The sequence below is a fragment of the Paenibacillus shunpengii genome (genome assembly GCF_042684905.1).
Taxonomy (GTDB): domain Bacteria; phylum Bacillota; class Bacilli; order Paenibacillales; family Paenibacillaceae; genus Paenibacillus; species Paenibacillus shunpengii.
The window spans coordinates 1671588-1687883 of sequence record NZ_JBHUMJ010000002.1; the positions used below are offsets into that span (position 1 = coordinate 1671588).

Genomic DNA, 16296 nt, shown 5'->3' on the forward strand with positions numbered 1-16296 from the left:
AAGGGGACGTTATGAACAACGAACCGATATGGATGAAGGATCAAATTACCTCTGCAGAACAGCTGAGAGAAAGCATAGATAAGCCTCATGAAGCGATTGTGAAGAAATCGATCAGTGTAATTGATGAAACAATTCGGGATTATGTGTCCAAATCCTCGATCTTTTTTCTGGCTACTTCGAGCTTGGAGCGTAAAGCAGATGTTTCCCCTCGTGGAGATGAACCGGGCTTTGTGAAGATATTGGACGAGAAGCATCTCGCCTTCCCAGATCGTCCGGGTAATCGGAGAGCGGACTCACTTCAAAACATCATTGAAAATCCCCAGGTTGGCATGATTGTCGTTATTCCTGGATCTAACGATGTGCTTCGAATTAATGGACGAGCGGTCATTACGAGAAATGAGGAGTTCATTGCATCCCAAGGCTGGGACGGTAAAATGACGGGACTTGCCGTTGTAGTTGAGGTTGAAGAGTGCTTCGTGCATTGCCCTCGGGCTTTTAAGCAGGGAGGTCTCTGGAGCCAGGATCAATGGATTCCGAAGGAAGAGCACCCGAACACAAGCGAAATGTTCAAGGCGCATCTGGCTATCAACGGCTGGAAATGAGGGATGGGATAAAGTTATAATGAAGTAGACTGTCAATTACATAAATTCTAGATACAGATAAAGGAGAGGATCTACATGCAGGATCTAAGAGGTAAAACCGCGCTCATTACGGGAGCTGGCAGAGGAATTGGACGCACAACCGCCATTTATTTTGCCAAGGAAGGCATTCATGTTGGACTGATTGGAAGAAGTATTGAGAACCTTGAGAAGGTAGCGGCTGAGCTGACTGAATATGGAGTTCGTGTATCACTGGCAAGCGCCGATGTGGCTGATCTTGCATCTGTCAATCAAGCGGTGGAACACATTACGAGTGAGCTGGGACCTATTGATATTCTGATTAACAACGCCGGTATCGGCAAATTTGGCGGATTCCTTGCGCTTGAGCCAGAGGAGTGGGAGCATATTATCAAAGTAAACGTACTTGGCGTTTATTATGTTACCAGAGCGGTATTACCACAAATGATCGAACGCAAGAGCGGTGACATCATTAATATATCCTCTACCGCAGGGCAGAAGGGGTCTCCAGTATCCAGCGCTTATAGCGCATCGAAGGCGGCAGTACTCGCGATGACAGAATCTCTAATGCTGGAAGCGAGAAAACACAATATTCGTGTGAGCGCCCTAACACCTAGCACAGTTGCGACCGATATGGCGGTAGAACTGAATCTGACAGATGGCAACCCGGAAAAAGTAATGCAGCCGGAAGATCTTGCTGAGTATATGCTGGCACAGCTGAAGCTGAATTCACGTATCTTCATTAAATCAGCCGGCATGTGGTCAACTAACCCATAAGGTTGTAGAGAGCAGCTCTATATTAATCACATGCAAGCGACAAGCGAAACCATTCGTAATTTTCATTGCGGATGGTTTTTTGCTGTAAAAAAATAATTCCTAAGCTTCATCCGAGGGAGTACAATGTATGGATAGGAAACGCTCTGACCGAAGGAGGGGCTGAGTGATCATGCTGTATGAGCAATATCTGTTACTAAACGAGAAGCTGCACACCAGGGGGGCAGACGATATCCCGATTGAGGTTACGGTTGAGCGTATCGCTGAGATCCTGTTCTGCACGACGAGAAATGCGAAATTGGTTATACGAAAAATGACTGAACAAGGCTTGATTAACTTCGTATCAGGCAGAGGCAGGGGGAATCGTTCAAGGCTTACATTCCTTGTTGATCGCGAAGACATGCTGCTAACGATGGCCAGAGAGCTGGCAGAGAGAGGACAATTCAAGCCTGCTTTCGAGCTGCTTCATACTCATGGTAAACCGCATTCGATAGATCAGTTCTCTTTATGGCTGGATGGGTATTTTGGACTTGAAAAAGAACATAAAACGGGTAGTGAAACAAAGGATGTACTAAGAATCCCGATCTATTCGCGCATCCATACCATGGACCCTGCAGATTGCTTCTGCAGTCTGTCCGCACATATGATACAACAGCTCTTTGACCGGCTAGTGATCTACGATATCAATACAGAGCGGTTTATCCCAGCCCTGGCACACCACTGGGAATCCAGTGAAGATGCTACGGAGTGGACGTTTCATCTTAGAAAGGGCGTCTTGTTTCATAATGGAGCAAAGTTAACCGCTGAAGATGTCCGTTTTACGTTAGAACGCCTTGCCTCAGATCGAAGAAACAGCTGGATTCTCCGGTCTCTGAAGCAGATCGAGGTTCCGTCTTCTCATACCGTTCGCTTTGTATTACATCGTCCGAATTGGATCTTTCTCCGATTCGTAACCGCAGTGTGTATGTCGATTCTTCCAAAGGATTATGCAGGACTCTCTGAAGAGGAGTATTGGAAGCATCCGATTGGAACAGGACCTTTTCAGTTTGCAGAATGGACGGAAGACTGCTTCACGATGAACGCTCATCCTTATTACTACCAAGGCCGGCCTTACCTGGACAGCGTCATTGTTGCTACGTTGCCGGCGGAGGCTGGATTGATAGGGGGCTCGTCTAAGAAATGGAGCTGTCTGAACAGTGTCACTGCTGTGAATGGCATGGAAATCAGTACGAATACGGATACTCCACATTCGCAGTCGCTTGATAATATCGCTTCTGAGCATTACTGTACCGGACTTCTTTCCTGGAATATGACAAAGGAGGGGTATCATCAGAAAGCTAAGTTCCGTCATGCGGTTAATCTGTATTTGGACAGAGCAAGAATGATAGAGGAGTTAGGAGAACATCCTTCCCACCCGGCACATTCCTTTCTTGCAGACAACCGCTATGCAAGGCGAGCTCATGCTGTGGATGAACAGCAAGCCAGACAGTTATTGAAGGAATCGGGGTACGATGGATCAACGATCGTAATCGGGAGCTATGGACTGCACGTGCGTGAAGCAGAATGGATTAAGGGCATCCTTGCTGAATTGAACATTGAGGCGGTGGTCGTTGCCAAGAGCATGACTAATATTCTGTCGGATCATTTAGTCGAAGAGCTGGACTGTATTATTCATTCCGTCGTGCTTCCGGGTGAAGAGGTGTGTTTGATCGAAAATTATGAGCAGCAAGGCAGCTATGTTAAGGAATTGCTTGACCCCGGTATAACGGATTGGGTACATGAGCGGATTGATCAAGCGCTGGCTTGCAGAGGGGCCGATGAACGAATGGCGATCCTCGAAGAGGTGGAGGAATATTTGAGAAGAGAAGCGCATGTTCTGTTTCTCAATCATTCAAGCTTTCAAATTCAATCCGATGCCTCCTTTAAAGGCGTAGCTATTAATTCACTAGGATGGATTGATTTCAAGGAGATTTGGAAAGCTTAATCAAGCGAAGCGCATGAATGGTGAAAATGCTAAGAAAAAGAGCAGGCTGCTAGATAGCAGACCTGCTCTTTTTGATCCAAATACGTCCCATCGTTCTTTATTCAAGCGGATGATGCTTATCGTGACCGGCGTTTCCGAAAGAAACCATAAAACAGGCTTAAATTAAAAAAATGAAAAGGTGAACTATGAAGCATTCTTCTCTTTGCTCTGCTGCTTGAATAAGCTCTTATAATCCCAACACGATCCTGATGTTCCCAAATCTGCAGCTGATATTCATGCAGCTTGTGCTGTGTATAATCATTCATAATAAAGACCTCCTTCTTGATGTCTTTATTATGAGGCTGTGCTTCACTGCTAAAAAGTGTAAACCTTACAGCAGAGACTTCACCTTTTAACCGTCCAGCATATTAGGGAAGCAGGGCTTCGGTGCTGAAGCTTCCTGCTCCCTCGCGATCTGAGTCATGCTCGGCGCATGCACTGCATTCTTGAATTAAGATATAAATTACGTTAATGATTCATATGCTGAAATAGATGGGGCGTAAAGAGCATTCGAAGGGAGGAGAGAACTCCTATTGCTGCTAATAATTCTGTTCCTGTTTGCCATCGGTTCGGCGATTGCAAGTGTAGATACAACTTGTGGGCTTAATGTGCTGGGGAGCCTTGAGCATACGAAGGGGAGCAAGATTAAGTATGCATTCATCTACATTATTTCTTGCACAGCAGGCGGTACGGCGACCGGATTGATCATCAGCGGGCTGAATGTGGTTATCAGCCTCACCACGCTCTCTGCCTATTATGTGCCTATTCTCATTACATGGTTTATTCTCGTGCTGCTTCTGGAGATGTTTAATAAGTCGGCGATTTTGCCTTCAGGTAATTTTATCGTGCCTTCATCCTGGATCAGTAAGGCGGATTACCGTACCGCTGCCTTGTGGGGAAATATACTGGGGCTTGGCTTCATTACATTGCAGGCGGGCGTCCTGTTTCATACGTATGTCTTTGTCTCATTATTCATATCTCCGTGGTGGGCAAGTATTGCAGCCGGCTGCAGTTTCGGATGTATAAGAGGGATCGTTTACAGTATTCCGAAGGTCCGTTCGTGGGTGTATCGACTGCTTGAAAAAAGAGCGGGCCATTATACACTCCTCACGGCTATAAGGCTGACGCTGTCTTACTTGCTTATATTAGGTTCTATAGCGGTACTGTTAATTTCTTAACTTATCGAAGACAATGCGGAATGGGGTGGAGGGTATGTACGAATTTCTTGCTGTCCTTTTGGCCTTTCCGTTACTCATGTCGGCAGCAAGCTTCATTTGGGGAAAAGCACTAGGCGATCCGAGTAATTTTCCAGCTCATCCTATCCTCTATAACATACTTATTAGTGTACAAATTTTGGCTGTACTTATTGTCTTCATTTACCAAGCCCCCCTCAGCTTCATCCTTCTTTCATTGGTGTATCTGTCCCAAGCTATAGGAGTTCTGATCATCATGCGTAATAAAGGCAAGGTAGAATGTGGCTGCTTGGGTCCACAGGTGAACTCCAAATTGAGCTATAAGCTTGTTCTACTGAATCTGTCGTTTGCCTTAGCTGCCCTTATAATCAGTTATTTGACTTATTCAATCTACGATCCCGTTATTATGCTTGAAGGGGCAGTCATCTATGTGATTCTTATCCTTCTCGCTTTATTCATTGCTGTAGGTGTACCTGATGCACTATATGCCATAGCAGCTTACCGTTCTGCTGCCCGTCTTAACCGGCAAGTCGTAGTCAAGCAGAGAGGAGGCGGAAGTTGAGTACTTTATTTTGGCTGTCGTATATTATGCTCTGGCTGCTCGTCGTTCCGCTCGTTATGCTGAATTTGGTGCTGTTCAGGCAGCTCGGAATCATGATTATGGGAACGGCCCGAGGAGTGAATCAGTCCGGAATTCCGATTGGGCATAAGCTCCCTCAAGCTGCAGCGTTCCGGTTAGAAGGGGAGGAATGGTCGACGGCCGAGTTGCTCGGTGCCCCTTCCTTAATGCTGTTTGGTTCTCCCACCTGCAAAGAATGTGCAGAGATTATGCCCGATTTTAAACGTATAGCGGAAATAAATGAGGTAAAGCCCATTCTCTTGTTGTTTTCAACGGCTGAGCTTGCTGCTGAGTATGTAAGAAAGATTAATTACACAGATGAAGTAATGCTGGTAAATCCGGACTTGGCCAATCAACTGGATGTTCAGGTTACACCGTTCGCCTATGCGATCGACCGTAATGGGATCATCAAGCATAAAGGACTGGTTAACAGCCGAGACCAGCTGGAGCTGTACGTTAGGGCTTCAAGAGCTTCATGAAGAGGTGAAGTATGTGGCGTAATCCTAAAAATAAAGACGAACAGATACAGGACTACATCAGCAGACAAGTTAGAGAATGGAATCATGCTCATGGGCTGAAAAAGGCCTTGAATAAAGCAGCAGGTGCGATTGCGGCAGCATTAGCCCGGCTGTTCATTCGAGATCGAAATACAGCTCAAATTTCTTATCTCTCAGGGGGCTGTTTTCCCCCACATGGTCAGCTGTGCCGTGAGTGTGGTTCAGACGGTGCCTGTCCTTCCACTTATTCGACATGCACAACATACAACGCACTTATGGGCTGCAGGGGCTTGTGTCCGCATCCTTCGGGGTGGTGGTACACCAGTGACCCAGTAGGGTTCAGGAGCAAATGCACGGATTGTGTGTCCCAGCACGTCAAGCCTTATACGCCAGGGAATTGGTGTTATCAAGGTGCCCGGATTCAAGGTGAATATGTGATCTGTGGATGTCAATCGACTTTATTATATTGACATCTTCTGGTGGTCAAACACTTATACATGGGCATTTGCATATACTGTCTATCAAGATGAGAATAGGGAGGAACGTCATGTCTACTCAGCGTGAACGTCAATTGATGTTTCAGTGTGAACATGAGATCGCGGATTATTTGAAGCAGTATCGGCACTATGTAAAGGAATCGTGTGAGCAATTCATGAACTATGACGTCAGCATACAAACATTGGACGGGGAAACGTTTGAAGGTACGATTGTAAATGTAGACCCGCATCATGTATATATCAGACTTCATGAACCGCGGGGGTTCGGCGGCCCTGGGTTTGGCCCTGGATTTGGACATGGAGGACCCGGACATGGAGGACCTGGCCCGGGCTGGGGACCTGGCCCGGGCTGGGGACCTGGTGGCGGTCATGGACCTGGTCACGGCGGACCGGGATTTGGACACGGACCGGGTCCAGGGTATGGCCCAGGTTTCGGCCCCGGACCTAACCCTAACGTAATACTGCCGCTCACATTGTTTAATTTACTTACACTCAGTTTATTGATGTAATTCCTACCCGTAAGCTGGTAAATAAAACTGCGGAATCTCCGCAGTTTTATTTATTTTATTCATGCTTTGGATAGACAAACCGTTAAATTTAACGGTTATAAACTAGTACTAGTCTATAAGTGTATAATTTGAGATTTATACAATTTATATAATTGAGAACATACGTGCTTACAAAATGATTGAAATTTGATATGATTGCAAAGTATTCTACTATTTTACAGGAGGTTGATGGAATGAAGCTGTGGTTTAAGCATAATTGGCTGCTGAGAGATCAGTGGTATGAATGGTGCCAGGATGTCCCATATGAGGAGCTGGTAAAAGAGCGGACCGGCGGAGTCGGCAGCATCATGCGAACACTCTTTCATATAATTGACGTGGAGTGGAGCTGGATCCAAATGATGCAAGGAAAACCTCATGATGAGGAAAATTTCGACGAATACAATACAGTGGACAAGATTCAGGAGCTCGATCGACGTTACCGTCTCGACATCAAAGACTTTATCGAGAATTGGAACGATAATTTAGAGACAACTCCTTTTTATTTTCACGAGCCAACGGGTCAAGTGCACGTCGATGCATGGGGAGAAATTATGCGGCATACCATTGCACACCAGATCCATCATCTAGGACAAATATCAGTGTGGGCAAGGGAGATGGGTAAGGCTCCTCTATCTGCAAACGTAATAGGAAGAGGACTCATTCAGCCTCAGTCCGTTCAGACTAAAGATGTCTAGCACGCAGTGATATATTTAGATACTTGCCTCCTATTAATTACCTATACCATATCTGCCATTTTACATACTATATAGTATCTTAATAGGATAGGAGGTAAGGTCTATGGCTGAGTTTGTAGATGCCAGAACCTCACAGAATGCCAGCTTTGCCAACTCGATTGCGATTCCAATTCTGCTTATTAGTACACCGCAATTATTTGGTCAAATCGGCCTTCAAACCGCAGGGGTTGGTACAAACCCTCGTGTTGTATTACAAGGAACCATATCTTTGCAGCTTCCGCTTGCCCTCGTAGGGATTACCATTACGATTGTCAGAGGTACGGCTCCAACAGATCCTCTCGTGTATTCAGCAACCTCAACATTTGATTTGAGTGTGCTTGCTCCTCAGGTTATTGCGTTTAATGCAGCAGATTTTAATCCACCGGTAACACCGCAATTAACCTATACCGCTTTTGTTACATCTAACCTGCTAGGAGCTGTTCGCGTAGGTCCGGAGAGCTTCAGCGGTACTCTGGTATCTGATAATGTGTAACCTAGTTTAGTTTACCATTAGAATTTTTTGTAATAAATGGTGCAAACGACTCTGCTGGCTCCCGGGCCGGCAGGGTTTTTATCATTTATCCTGCCTGCTATAATGGATAAAAAAAGAGTAGGTGCTTGCATTGACATTTGAACGAACTAAGCGATCTTGGCGGGCAGAGAAATTATCTCATTTAGGCTCGTCTATCTTTTCAGAAGTTGCAGAATGGAAAGAAGAAGCACGCTCTGCTGGACAAGAGATTATTGATCTGGGCATTGGAAGTCCTGACCGCGGACCTACGGCTCATATTCGAGATGTATTAAGTGAAGCCGTGCTTGAAGAGAGCAATTACGCTTACCCGGGCACTTCCGGTACTCTGTCCTTTCGTCAGCAGGCAGCTGCATGGATGAAGCATCGATTTGAGGTGGATGTCAATCCGAATACAGAGCTTCTTGCACTTATGGGCTCTCAGGACGGGCTGGCACACCTCGCTCAGGCTATATGTAATCCTGGAGATTTGGCCATTGTTCCAGATCCCGGATATCCGATCTATTCCGGTTCTCTTGCCATTGCGGGAGTGAAGCCCTGGTATCTTCCACTGAAGGAAGAGAACGATTTTCTTCCTGATTTAGATAGTGTTCCTGATCAAGTATGGGAGGAAGCTGTATTCATACTGCTTAACATTCCAGGAAATCCGATTGCCGTAACAGCGGATACAGCATTTTATGAGAAATTGATTCGAATTGCAGCACAGTGGAACGTGCTCATTGTACATGATTTGGCTTATTCGGAGATGGCATTTGATGATTACCGTCCAATGAGCATTCTAGAACTACCCGGAGCTAAAGATATCGCTGTTGAATTTCATTCCTTTTCGAAGAGCTTTAACATGGCCGGATGCAGGATTGGCTTCCTAACCGGGAATTCGGAAGTCATAGCTGCCCTTCGTGACCTGAAGAGCAACATTGATTACGGAGTATTTGAACCGATTCAGGTGGCCGCCATTGCGGCACTGGAAGAGGCGATGAATAAAGGAAAAGGTGACCGGGGAGTCGCGCCCTTGTATGAAGCCCGCCGAAATGCTTTTGTCGAGGCACTATCAGTCGAAGGCTGGAATGTTCCTAAGCCTAAGGCGACAATGTTCGTGTGGGCCCCGCTCCCAGTGGGCTTTAAAGTGCCAAAGGGTGATGCAGAAGTATGGAGCTCACGGAGATTCGCCCGTGAATTGCTGCTGGCGACAGGGGTTGTGGTCATACCTGGGGAGGCATTTGGAACAGAAGGAGAAGGGTATGTCCGGATTGCACTTGTACAAGAACAGGAAATACTTATGGAAGCAGCGAAGCGGATGGGCAGCTTTATCCGAGAATACGAAATGATTTGATTTTGGAAAAGAATCTCTAATAATAGAGGTTCTTTTCTTATTTCAAAATGGAATTATGAAGCGGAACTGGAAATCATTGTGGTTGACAATAGAGGGGCGAAAAAGTAATATCTTCCTAAATACATACTTAAACTATCGGAATTATTAAGTAATGATGGTTATCACTCGTATATATTTTCATAGAAGTGAGGAGGATCTTGATGAAGGTTAGCGCAGCTGATCGGATTGCCGGAATCGTTGCTGTCTTAATCGGCTTACTGTCGTTATCAGAAGCATGGAAGCTATATGCTTACCGAATTGGATTATTTAATGGAGATCATGTATTTCCGTTTATCGTTGGACTTGGATTGGTGTTATTCGGAATGATGCTGAGCATTAGGGGGGATCGGATATCCGAGGGTACAACGAATGACAGATCTGAAGTTAAAGTATCTCATCTTATATATATCATTCCTGTCGTCCTGCTCCTATATGTAGCACTTATCGATTGGTCAGGTTATCTAATCGCAACCTTTATCGCTTCCATTATTTTGTTCCATCTTATCGGAAAATTTCGCTGGTATTGGTCTATCGGCGGATCTCTAATCTTAACAGCGGCTCTTTACTTCATATTTGTAGAGTGGCTGAACACACCTCTGCCTAGCGGCAGTTGGTTGTAGCAGGAGGTGCTCACGTGTTAGATTCATTGATTTCCTTAGGCAGCGGCTTCGCGAGTGCTATAACACCGATGAATTTGTTAATGGCTGCACTCGGGGCACTGATTGGCACATTTGTTGGCGTTCTTCCAGGATTGGGCCCAACTTCTGCAATTGCCATCCTGCTGCCTCTTACAGCAGTTCTAGAACCATCCCAAGCCATCATTATGCTGGCAGGCATATACTACGGATCGATGTATGGAGGCTCAACAACTGCCATTCTTCTAAACATCCCCGGTGAGGCTTCATCTGTGCCTACATGCTTGGATGGGTATCCTTTGGCACAGCAGGGAAGAGGGGGACCTGCGTTAGGTATTGCTGCCATTTCTTCATTCTTTGCCGGAATGCTTGGTCTTGTCGGACTTGTGTTCTTTGCACCATTTCTCGCGGAACAAGCTATTAAATTTGGCCCGCCCGAACTGTTTGCGGTCATGATTCTTGCGTTGACAGTAACCTCAGGTCTCGCCGGAGGATCTATGGTCAAAGCGGCTATCATGGGATTGTTTGGATTCATGCTGTCATTAGTCGGACTTGGTACTTCCACAGGAATGTTTAGATATCAATTTGGCTTGGAGTCCTTGTCCGGCGGGTTTGAAATGATCAGCATCATCATTGGGCTGTTTGCGATAACAGAAGTATTCAAGACCTTTGGTGAGAAGAAAGTAGCCATTTCCTCTGATCAAATAGGCAGCGTATATCCCTCTGTTAAGGATATGAAGCAGAGCTCTGGAGCTGCCCTGACAGGGAGTGCAATTGGGTTTGTAATGGGGCTTCTGCCAGGTGTTTCAGCCGCAGTGACTTCATTCTTATCCTATGATATTGTGAAGAAATTTTCCAAGCGTAAACGGCTGTTTGGAAAAGGAGCCATAGAAGGTGTAGCTGCACCTGAGGCAGCAAACAATGCAACAAGCACGGCTGGCTTCATTCCTCTATTTTCACTAGGGATTCCTGCTTCACCACCGCTTGCCGTACTACTTGCTGGTCTGATGATTTATGGTGTAACGCCAGGTCCGATGCTGTTTGAACAGCAAGGCGGCTTTATATGGACGGTTATTGCGAGCATGGTCGTTGGTAATCTAGTTCTGCTGCTGCTCAATCTTCCGCTCGTGGGTGTATGGGCTAAGCTGACGAGAGTTCCTTTTGGCATTATGGGGCCGATCATCCTGGTACTATGTGTTATTGGTGCCTATTCGGTACGGAACAGCTTGTTTGATGTTGTGATTGCTGTGCTATTCGGCTTTATCGGGTACTTCTTACATAAATATAACTGGCCGGTGATGCCGCTTGTCCTATGCTTTATCCTTGGTCCGCTGTTGGAGCAGTCCTTTACACAGACCATGGCCATGTCTGCCGGAGACTTTACAATATTCCTGACTCGTCCAATAGCTCTAATATTCTTAATCTTATCTCTAGTCATGATTATTGTTTCGAATCTGCTTATTCGTCGCACAAAAAGAAGGCTGGTGGAAGCAGGAGCTTCTGATCTAAATTCGATATCTTAATTGGTTAATAAAAATACGATCTTGGGAGAGATGTAAAATGAATCGTTCATATATCACAAGTGCAGGAAAGCGTCTTACCACTCTGGCTGTATTATCCAGTATGTTTGTTCTGGCCGCTTGCGGGGGCGGGACTGCTAACGAGGATGCAGCAACAAATGGCTCTTCTGCTGATAATTATCCAAGTAAGCCCATAGAATATGTTGTTCCATATGCCGCAGGAGGTGGGGTGGATCTCGTTGCTCGTGTTGTAGCAGATGCAGTCAGCGAGAAATGGGGACAGCCCGTCTCTGTAGTTAATAAAGCAGGTGGAGGTGGAACAACGGGAGCACAATATGCACTTGGAACAAATCCGGATGGTTATACGGTACTGGCGAATGTGGTATCTAATACTTCGATGATGGAAGCGAGCTATGCCTCACCAGCAATTAAGCTTGAAGATCAGGAGCTCGTTGCACGTATTGTAGAAGATGCTCCAACCTTCACGGTGAAATCAGATGCAGAATGGGAGAACCTGAACGAATTCTCCGAATGGGTCAAGCAAAATCCCGAGCAGCTCAGCTGGACAACCTCAGGTGTCACAGGATATGCGACCTATGTTGTAGCTGAATGGCTGAACGAGCTTGGAGTGGACATCTCCAAGACCCGTATGATTGTAACCAAAGGAACAGCGGAATCACTTCCCATGATTGCAGGGGGGAATGCTGTCCTTGCCGTCCATCCTGTAAGTGAAGTCGCGACGATGGTGAATTCGGGTAACTTAAAAATCCTGGCAATTCAAAGCGCGGAAAGAAGCCCACACTTCCCTGATGTACCAACTACAACAGAAGAGGGCTTTACGAACCTGTCTGCGACTTGGTGGACTGGACTAAGCATGCCTAAGGGTACACCTGCGGACATTGTGCAGAAATGGAATGACACACTGGAAGAACTAGCGGCAGATCCCGAATTCCAAGAGAAACTGGCTGCAATGAAGATGTCGTCCTCTTATTTGAACAAGGATGAATTTAATGAGTTCATTACTCGGGAAACCGAATATTATGGTGAGCTTGCTGATAAATTTGGACTAAAAAAATAGATAGGAGCCGTGTATAGATGACGAAGATTGTCATAGTTGAAGCGATGGGTGAGACCGGTTTAGAACTGCTCCAGAAGAGTGAATATTCAGTCAAATATGATCCGACTTTATGGTCAGATCATCGTCGTCTGATCGAAGCGTCTGAGCATGCTGAAGTCCTTATTGTCCGTAATCAAACACAACTTACACGTGAGCTCCTGGATGAACTTCCTCGTGTTAAGGTCATTGGTCGGCTTGGCGTAGGTTTGGATAACATTGATGTCGAGGCTGCTTCGTCTAAGGGTATACCTATTGTAAGTGCAAAGAACGCGAATGCAGCATCGGTTGCTGAATATGTAATGGCTTCAATTCTGACCGTGAACCGTCCACTTATTGCAGCTACAAGAGATGTCATTTCAGGTGGTTGGGATCGAAAAAAATTCGGCGGCAGAGAAATTCAGGGCACCACATTAGGTCTTATCGGTGTCGGACAGGTCGGACGCTTGACAGGCAGCAAAGCACAGGCCCTTGGACTCCATGTCATCGGATATGACCCGATGTATGAGCCTGGTACAACGACAGAGAATGCGATCGCACTGAAAACGTTGGAGGAGGTGCTGGCAGAATCCGACTATGTTAGTCTTCATGTTCCTTTATTGCCAGAGACTCGTCACCTTATTGACCGTACAGCACTGCAGCGAATGAAGTCTACTGCGTATGTCATTAACACAGCGCGTGGCGGAGTCGTTCATGAACTGGATTTGGTTGAAGCACTCGAAGCAGGTGAAATCGCAGGAGCAGTGCTGGATGTATTGGAGCAAGAGCCTCCTCCGTCAGATCATCCGTTATTCAGTGTATCAAACTGCATCCTGACTCCTCATGTTGCCGGTGCAACAGAGGAAGCACTGAATCGAACCTCTCAAATGGTGGCTGCAGAGGTGATAAAGGAACTCGAAGGAGAAGCTTCAGAGTTTAGAGTCGCGAAAGTTGCAGGTTCGAAATAAAAAATAATAATAAACACCTTCAATGAATTACCTGCCTATTACGTCAAGATGCAGGCATTTCAATTGAAGGTGTTTTTTTTGTAAAGTTATCAAATTACGGCCAGTAACTGCATTTACCCAATACTTCGTTTGTGCTCCTGGAGGACATGCTGCTTCCGGTAAGCGCCAGGCGTCATGTTCGTCAGCTTCTTGAATGATCGGTTGAAGGAGGTGATGTTATGATATCCCACGAGCTGGCTGATCTCATTCACGTTCAGGTCTGTAGTCACCAGCAGTTCACATGCCTTGGACATCCGAACTCCCTGCAAATGCTCGCTGAAATTCATTCCCGTCTTCTCTTTAATATAAGCCGAGAGATAAGCGCTGGACAAATTGAGCTTGTCGGACAAGTAATCCAGCGAGATGTCCTCCATATACTTGTGCTGAATGATTTCGTAGAACATAACGACAAGAGGCTCTGATGAGAAGTCCTGGCGCTTGCGGGTAAGTGCGCATGCAGCAGAGACAAAGGATAGGAAGCCTTGATGATAATCTGCTAGGGTATGGCAGTGCTCTATCCCTTCCATCCATAGCTTGAGTGCTGGTAGGGAAGCTTCACCTGGCAGAAGCTCGTTTGTACTCTCCATCACTTTTATAGCAATGAGATGAGCATACTCCTGAAACTGCAGTACGCCGGCTCCTTGCTCATAAAAGGGTACCAGCAGTTCCTGAATCAGTTCCATCGCGCGTTCCTCATCGCCGGATTGAAGAGCCTGATGTAGATTTTTTTGCATGATCGAAGACAGGGGAGGAAGCTCAGGGAGCTCTCTTTCCTCGAATATAATTTGAGTTTCTTCTGCTATATAGGCTTGTGAAGAGAGATTTCGCAATCGTTGATACGCATCGTTGAAACCCGATGCATCCGCAACCAGCGGACTGACGCCAACGGTGACGATATAATGCTCATGATCTGCATCAAATGTTTGCTTGATTCGTTCCAGCAGCATGCTCAAATCTTGTGAAGAGGCTCCTTTTAATACGGAGACAATTTCATCGCTCTCCAGCTGGAATGTATGTGTATCTTGTACACATTCGGAAGAGATCAGATGGATATGCTCCAGCAAATGGCGGATAACCCGGCCCGTCTCATCCCGAGCCTTACTTCCGGCTTGGCGAAAACGAATATCATAATAAACAATATGATAACGACCTGAGCTGTTTAAGAAATCTGACCACTCATTGATGTCAGTGTTGATATTTTTGAGCTGATTCATGTAAGTATAGCTTTGGAGCGCTGCTTTTTGCTCCTTCATCCGCTGGATAATGCTCTCTTTTTCTTTCTGAAGCTGCTGAATCCGAGTATGGATAAGATCATATTCCCATATCTGGCCCGCAGCATTGGAGTCAATCCCTAGATCCTGTTCACTTGCACCAGCACCGCCCGAAGCTCGATCTAACAGACTTGAGAGCATTTGCTTCACAGGAGAATGGAGCTTTCTGCTAAGCAAGATAGCAGCGATAACAGCAACAGCGAGTGAAGCGACAAACACCAGCAGTAAATACTTGGACAACTGCTGAAGCTGAACGGTGATTTGCGTGTCTGGAGTCGATGTAACATAGGTTAATCCATCACTGCCTGTAGTCTTGAAATAATATACCCCATTATGCTTCACCATGCTTCTGCCATCAGGGAATAGGGGGATCTGCTCAGCTTGAGCGCTTTCATTCCTGCTGTACAGGATATGTCCGGCTTCGTCCATCAGCATCAAATTTCCTTGTTCTGCTGCGGTCCCATAAAATGCATCTGCAGCTTGTTCAATATCAATCATCGCAACAAGCTGATAAGACGTGTCCGGATAATGGAACACATAAGGCAGCAGCTTCTTAGCTTCGATATTCTTAGCCGCAAGCTCGAAGGTAGACGCAGGCAGCATTTGAAATGAAGTCTTCTGATTCAGCTCTGCTTGCCAATCGGATAAGGTGTAATTCACATTGTGATAAAAACGTTCAAACATATATTCATTGCTGCTGCTGCCGCTCTTGCCAAATGCAAGATCCGCCTGATCCAGATGGACAATGACATCCTGAACCATAAATAACGGATTGTATGCCTCTCTTCTTATCTCCTCGATGACCTCCTTAGCCTTCAAGAAATTCGCTCCGTCTATACCATACCTGTTCAGTTCACTATTAAAGCTGATCAGATCCGGATTGTGATACAGATCGAAGAGTAGAATCTGTATTCTCTCAAAATGCTGGGCAAATCTCTCCGCCGTATTCTCGGTCTGCGTCTGACTGCTGCGCATAATTTCCTGTTCAAGACCATTACGGAACATTTTATAGATAAGTACATAGAAGCACCCAAACAACAGAATGAGGGTGAGAAAGCTCACAAATATTTTGAAGTATAAAGAACGCTTGCGTGCCCAGATCCACCTCATCGTACGATCATCTCCTAACGTTAATCTTTTCTGTGCTGCTAAGGCTTGACCGAATCCTTCTTAATCGGCTTATTGTAGCAAGACAGTATTAACTCGCAGGGACTCCATTGTAAATCCGATGTAAAATCCAGCTGTGTATTTTTTAAGATTGTATTGTGTTTTTACGAAAAGATGTTAGGTTTCGTAAAGTTCTGAATAGATGTCTACAATCCAAAGAACGGTAAATACCTTTCTCGTCATAGCTCTTGTATCATGTG

At 45.8% G+C, this 16296-nt stretch carries 17 protein-coding genes; 15 read left to right on the forward strand and 2 right to left on the reverse strand.

Annotation, left to right across the window (positions count from 1 at the left end; translation table 11 throughout):
• Positions 1-11 precede the first annotated feature (11 nt).
• The 3 genes from ACFSVM_RS07875 to ACFSVM_RS07885 all read left to right on the forward strand — a co-directional run bounded on the left by ACFSVM_RS07875 (position 12) and on the right by ACFSVM_RS07885 (position 3375).
• Positions 12-602, forward strand: a complete 591-nt coding sequence (locus ACFSVM_RS07875; RefSeq protein WP_379261255.1) for an MSMEG_1061 family FMN-dependent PPOX-type flavoprotein — start codon at positions 12-14, stop codon at positions 600-602.
• A gap of 75 nt (positions 603-677) precedes the next feature.
• Positions 678-1394: a 3-ketoacyl-ACP reductase gene (locus ACFSVM_RS07880; protein WP_076310919.1), complete on the forward strand. Its 717-nt coding sequence runs from the start codon at positions 678-680 to the stop codon at positions 1392-1394.
• Between the two features lie 169 nt (positions 1395-1563).
• Positions 1564-3375, forward strand: coding sequence for an ABC transporter substrate-binding protein (locus ACFSVM_RS07885; protein ID WP_379261257.1), 1812 nt, complete (start codon positions 1564-1566; stop codon positions 3373-3375).
• A gap of 116 nt (positions 3376-3491) precedes the next feature.
• On the opposite strand, the gene ACFSVM_RS07890 is transcribed toward ACFSVM_RS07885, so the two are convergent.
• A complete protein-coding gene (locus ACFSVM_RS07890) occupies positions 3492-3680 on the reverse strand; it encodes a hypothetical protein (protein ID WP_076310918.1) in 189 nt (62 codons plus the stop codon).
• A gap of 267 nt (positions 3681-3947) precedes the next feature.
• On the opposite strand from ACFSVM_RS07890, the gene ACFSVM_RS07895 reads away from it, so the two are divergent.
• The 12 genes from ACFSVM_RS07895 (at position 3948) to ACFSVM_RS07950 (ending at position 13619) form a co-directional block, all read left to right on the forward strand.
• Positions 3948-4592, forward strand: a complete 645-nt coding sequence (locus tag ACFSVM_RS07895; RefSeq protein ID WP_379261259.1) for a hypothetical protein — start codon at positions 3948-3950, stop codon at positions 4590-4592.
• Positions 4593-4626: 34 nt separating this feature from the next.
• Positions 4627-5169: a MauE/DoxX family redox-associated membrane protein gene (locus tag ACFSVM_RS07900; RefSeq protein WP_379261261.1), complete on the forward strand. Its 543-nt coding sequence runs from the start codon at positions 4627-4629 to the stop codon at positions 5167-5169.
• Positions 5166-5705, forward strand: a complete 540-nt coding sequence (locus tag ACFSVM_RS07905; protein ID WP_379261263.1) for a TlpA family protein disulfide reductase — start codon at positions 5166-5168, stop codon at positions 5703-5705. Before ACFSVM_RS07900 ends, ACFSVM_RS07905 begins: the two co-directional genes overlap by 4 nt.
• A gap of 11 nt (positions 5706-5716) precedes the next feature.
• The gene (locus ACFSVM_RS07910; protein ID WP_379261265.1) at positions 5717-6193 is read left to right on the forward strand and encodes a hypothetical protein; all 477 of its coding nucleotides are present in this window, start codon (positions 5717-5719) and stop codon (positions 6191-6193) included.
• 77 nt (positions 6194-6270) lie between these two features.
• Positions 6271-6729: a hypothetical protein gene (locus ACFSVM_RS07915; protein WP_379261267.1), complete on the forward strand. Its 459-nt coding sequence runs from the start codon at positions 6271-6273 to the stop codon at positions 6727-6729.
• Positions 6730-6962: 233 nt separating this feature from the next.
• Complete coding sequence (locus ACFSVM_RS07920) at positions 6963-7463, forward strand: DinB family protein (protein ID WP_379261269.1); 501 nt, start codon at positions 6963-6965, stop codon at positions 7461-7463.
• 103 nt (positions 7464-7566) lie between these two features.
• On the forward strand, positions 7567-7995 hold the full coding sequence (locus ACFSVM_RS07925) for a hypothetical protein (protein WP_076310912.1): 429 nt from the start codon (positions 7567-7569) through the stop codon (positions 7993-7995).
• A 130-nt stretch (positions 7996-8125) separates the two neighbouring features.
• Positions 8126-9364 (forward strand): aminotransferase class I/II-fold pyridoxal phosphate-dependent enzyme, encoded by a 1239-nt coding sequence (locus ACFSVM_RS07930; RefSeq protein ID WP_379261271.1) that lies wholly within the window; start codon positions 8126-8128, stop codon positions 9362-9364.
• A 200-nt stretch (positions 9365-9564) separates the two neighbouring features.
• On the forward strand, positions 9565-10023 hold the full coding sequence (locus ACFSVM_RS07935; protein ID WP_379261273.1) for a tripartite tricarboxylate transporter TctB family protein: 459 nt from the start codon (positions 9565-9567) through the stop codon (positions 10021-10023).
• Positions 10024-10091: 68 nt separating this feature from the next.
• A complete protein-coding gene (locus ACFSVM_RS07940) occupies positions 10092-11561 on the forward strand; it encodes a tripartite tricarboxylate transporter permease (RefSeq protein WP_379262926.1) in 1470 nt (489 codons plus the stop codon).
• Between the two features lie 37 nt (positions 11562-11598).
• Positions 11599-12636: a tripartite tricarboxylate transporter substrate binding protein gene (locus ACFSVM_RS07945; RefSeq protein WP_179085497.1), complete on the forward strand. Its 1038-nt coding sequence runs from the start codon at positions 11599-11601 to the stop codon at positions 12634-12636.
• Between the two features lie 17 nt (positions 12637-12653).
• Positions 12654-13619 (forward strand): hydroxyacid dehydrogenase, encoded by a 966-nt coding sequence (locus ACFSVM_RS07950; protein WP_379261276.1) that lies wholly within the window; start codon positions 12654-12656, stop codon positions 13617-13619.
• 113 nt (positions 13620-13732) lie between these two features.
• On the opposite strand, the gene ACFSVM_RS07955 is transcribed toward ACFSVM_RS07950, so the two are convergent.
• Complete coding sequence (locus ACFSVM_RS07955) at positions 13733-16039, reverse strand: helix-turn-helix domain-containing protein (RefSeq protein WP_379261277.1); 2307 nt, start codon at positions 16037-16039, stop codon at positions 13733-13735.
• Positions 16040-16296 lie beyond the last annotated feature (257 nt).

Coding starts and splice junctions, on each gene's coding strand:
- ACFSVM_RS07880 (WP_076310919.1), top strand. CDS start 678: ATGCAGGATCTAAGAGGTAAAACCGCGCTCATTACGGGAGCTGGCAGA.
- ACFSVM_RS07890 (WP_076310918.1), bottom strand. CDS start 3,680: ATGAATGATTATACACAGCACAAGCTGCATGAATATCAGCTGCAGATT.
- ACFSVM_RS07915 (WP_379261267.1), top strand. CDS start 6,271: ATGTCTACTCAGCGTGAACGTCAATTGATGTTTCAGTGTGAACATGAG.
- ACFSVM_RS07935 (WP_379261273.1), top strand. CDS start 9,565: ATGAAGGTTAGCGCAGCTGATCGGATTGCCGGAATCGTTGCTGTCTTA.
- ACFSVM_RS07920 (WP_379261269.1), top strand. CDS start 6,963: ATGAAGCTGTGGTTTAAGCATAATTGGCTGCTGAGAGATCAGTGGTAT.
- ACFSVM_RS07875 (WP_379261255.1), top strand. CDS start 12: ATGAACAACGAACCGATATGGATGAAGGATCAAATTACCTCTGCAGAA.
- ACFSVM_RS07885 (WP_379261257.1), top strand. CDS start 1,564: ATGCTGTATGAGCAATATCTGTTACTAAACGAGAAGCTGCACACCAGG.
- ACFSVM_RS07900 (WP_379261261.1), top strand. CDS start 4,627: ATGTACGAATTTCTTGCTGTCCTTTTGGCCTTTCCGTTACTCATGTCG.
- ACFSVM_RS07925 (WP_076310912.1), top strand. CDS start 7,567: ATGGCTGAGTTTGTAGATGCCAGAACCTCACAGAATGCCAGCTTTGCC.
- ACFSVM_RS07955 (WP_379261277.1), bottom strand. CDS start 16,039: ATGAGGTGGATCTGGGCACGCAAGCGTTCTTTATACTTCAAAATATTT.
- ACFSVM_RS07940 (WP_379262926.1), top strand. CDS start 10,092: ATGAATTTGTTAATGGCTGCACTCGGGGCACTGATTGGCACATTTGTT.
- ACFSVM_RS07910 (WP_379261265.1), top strand. CDS start 5,717: ATGTGGCGTAATCCTAAAAATAAAGACGAACAGATACAGGACTACATC.
- ACFSVM_RS07950 (WP_379261276.1), top strand. CDS start 12,654: ATGACGAAGATTGTCATAGTTGAAGCGATGGGTGAGACCGGTTTAGAA.
- ACFSVM_RS07945 (WP_179085497.1), top strand. CDS start 11,599: ATGAATCGTTCATATATCACAAGTGCAGGAAAGCGTCTTACCACTCTG.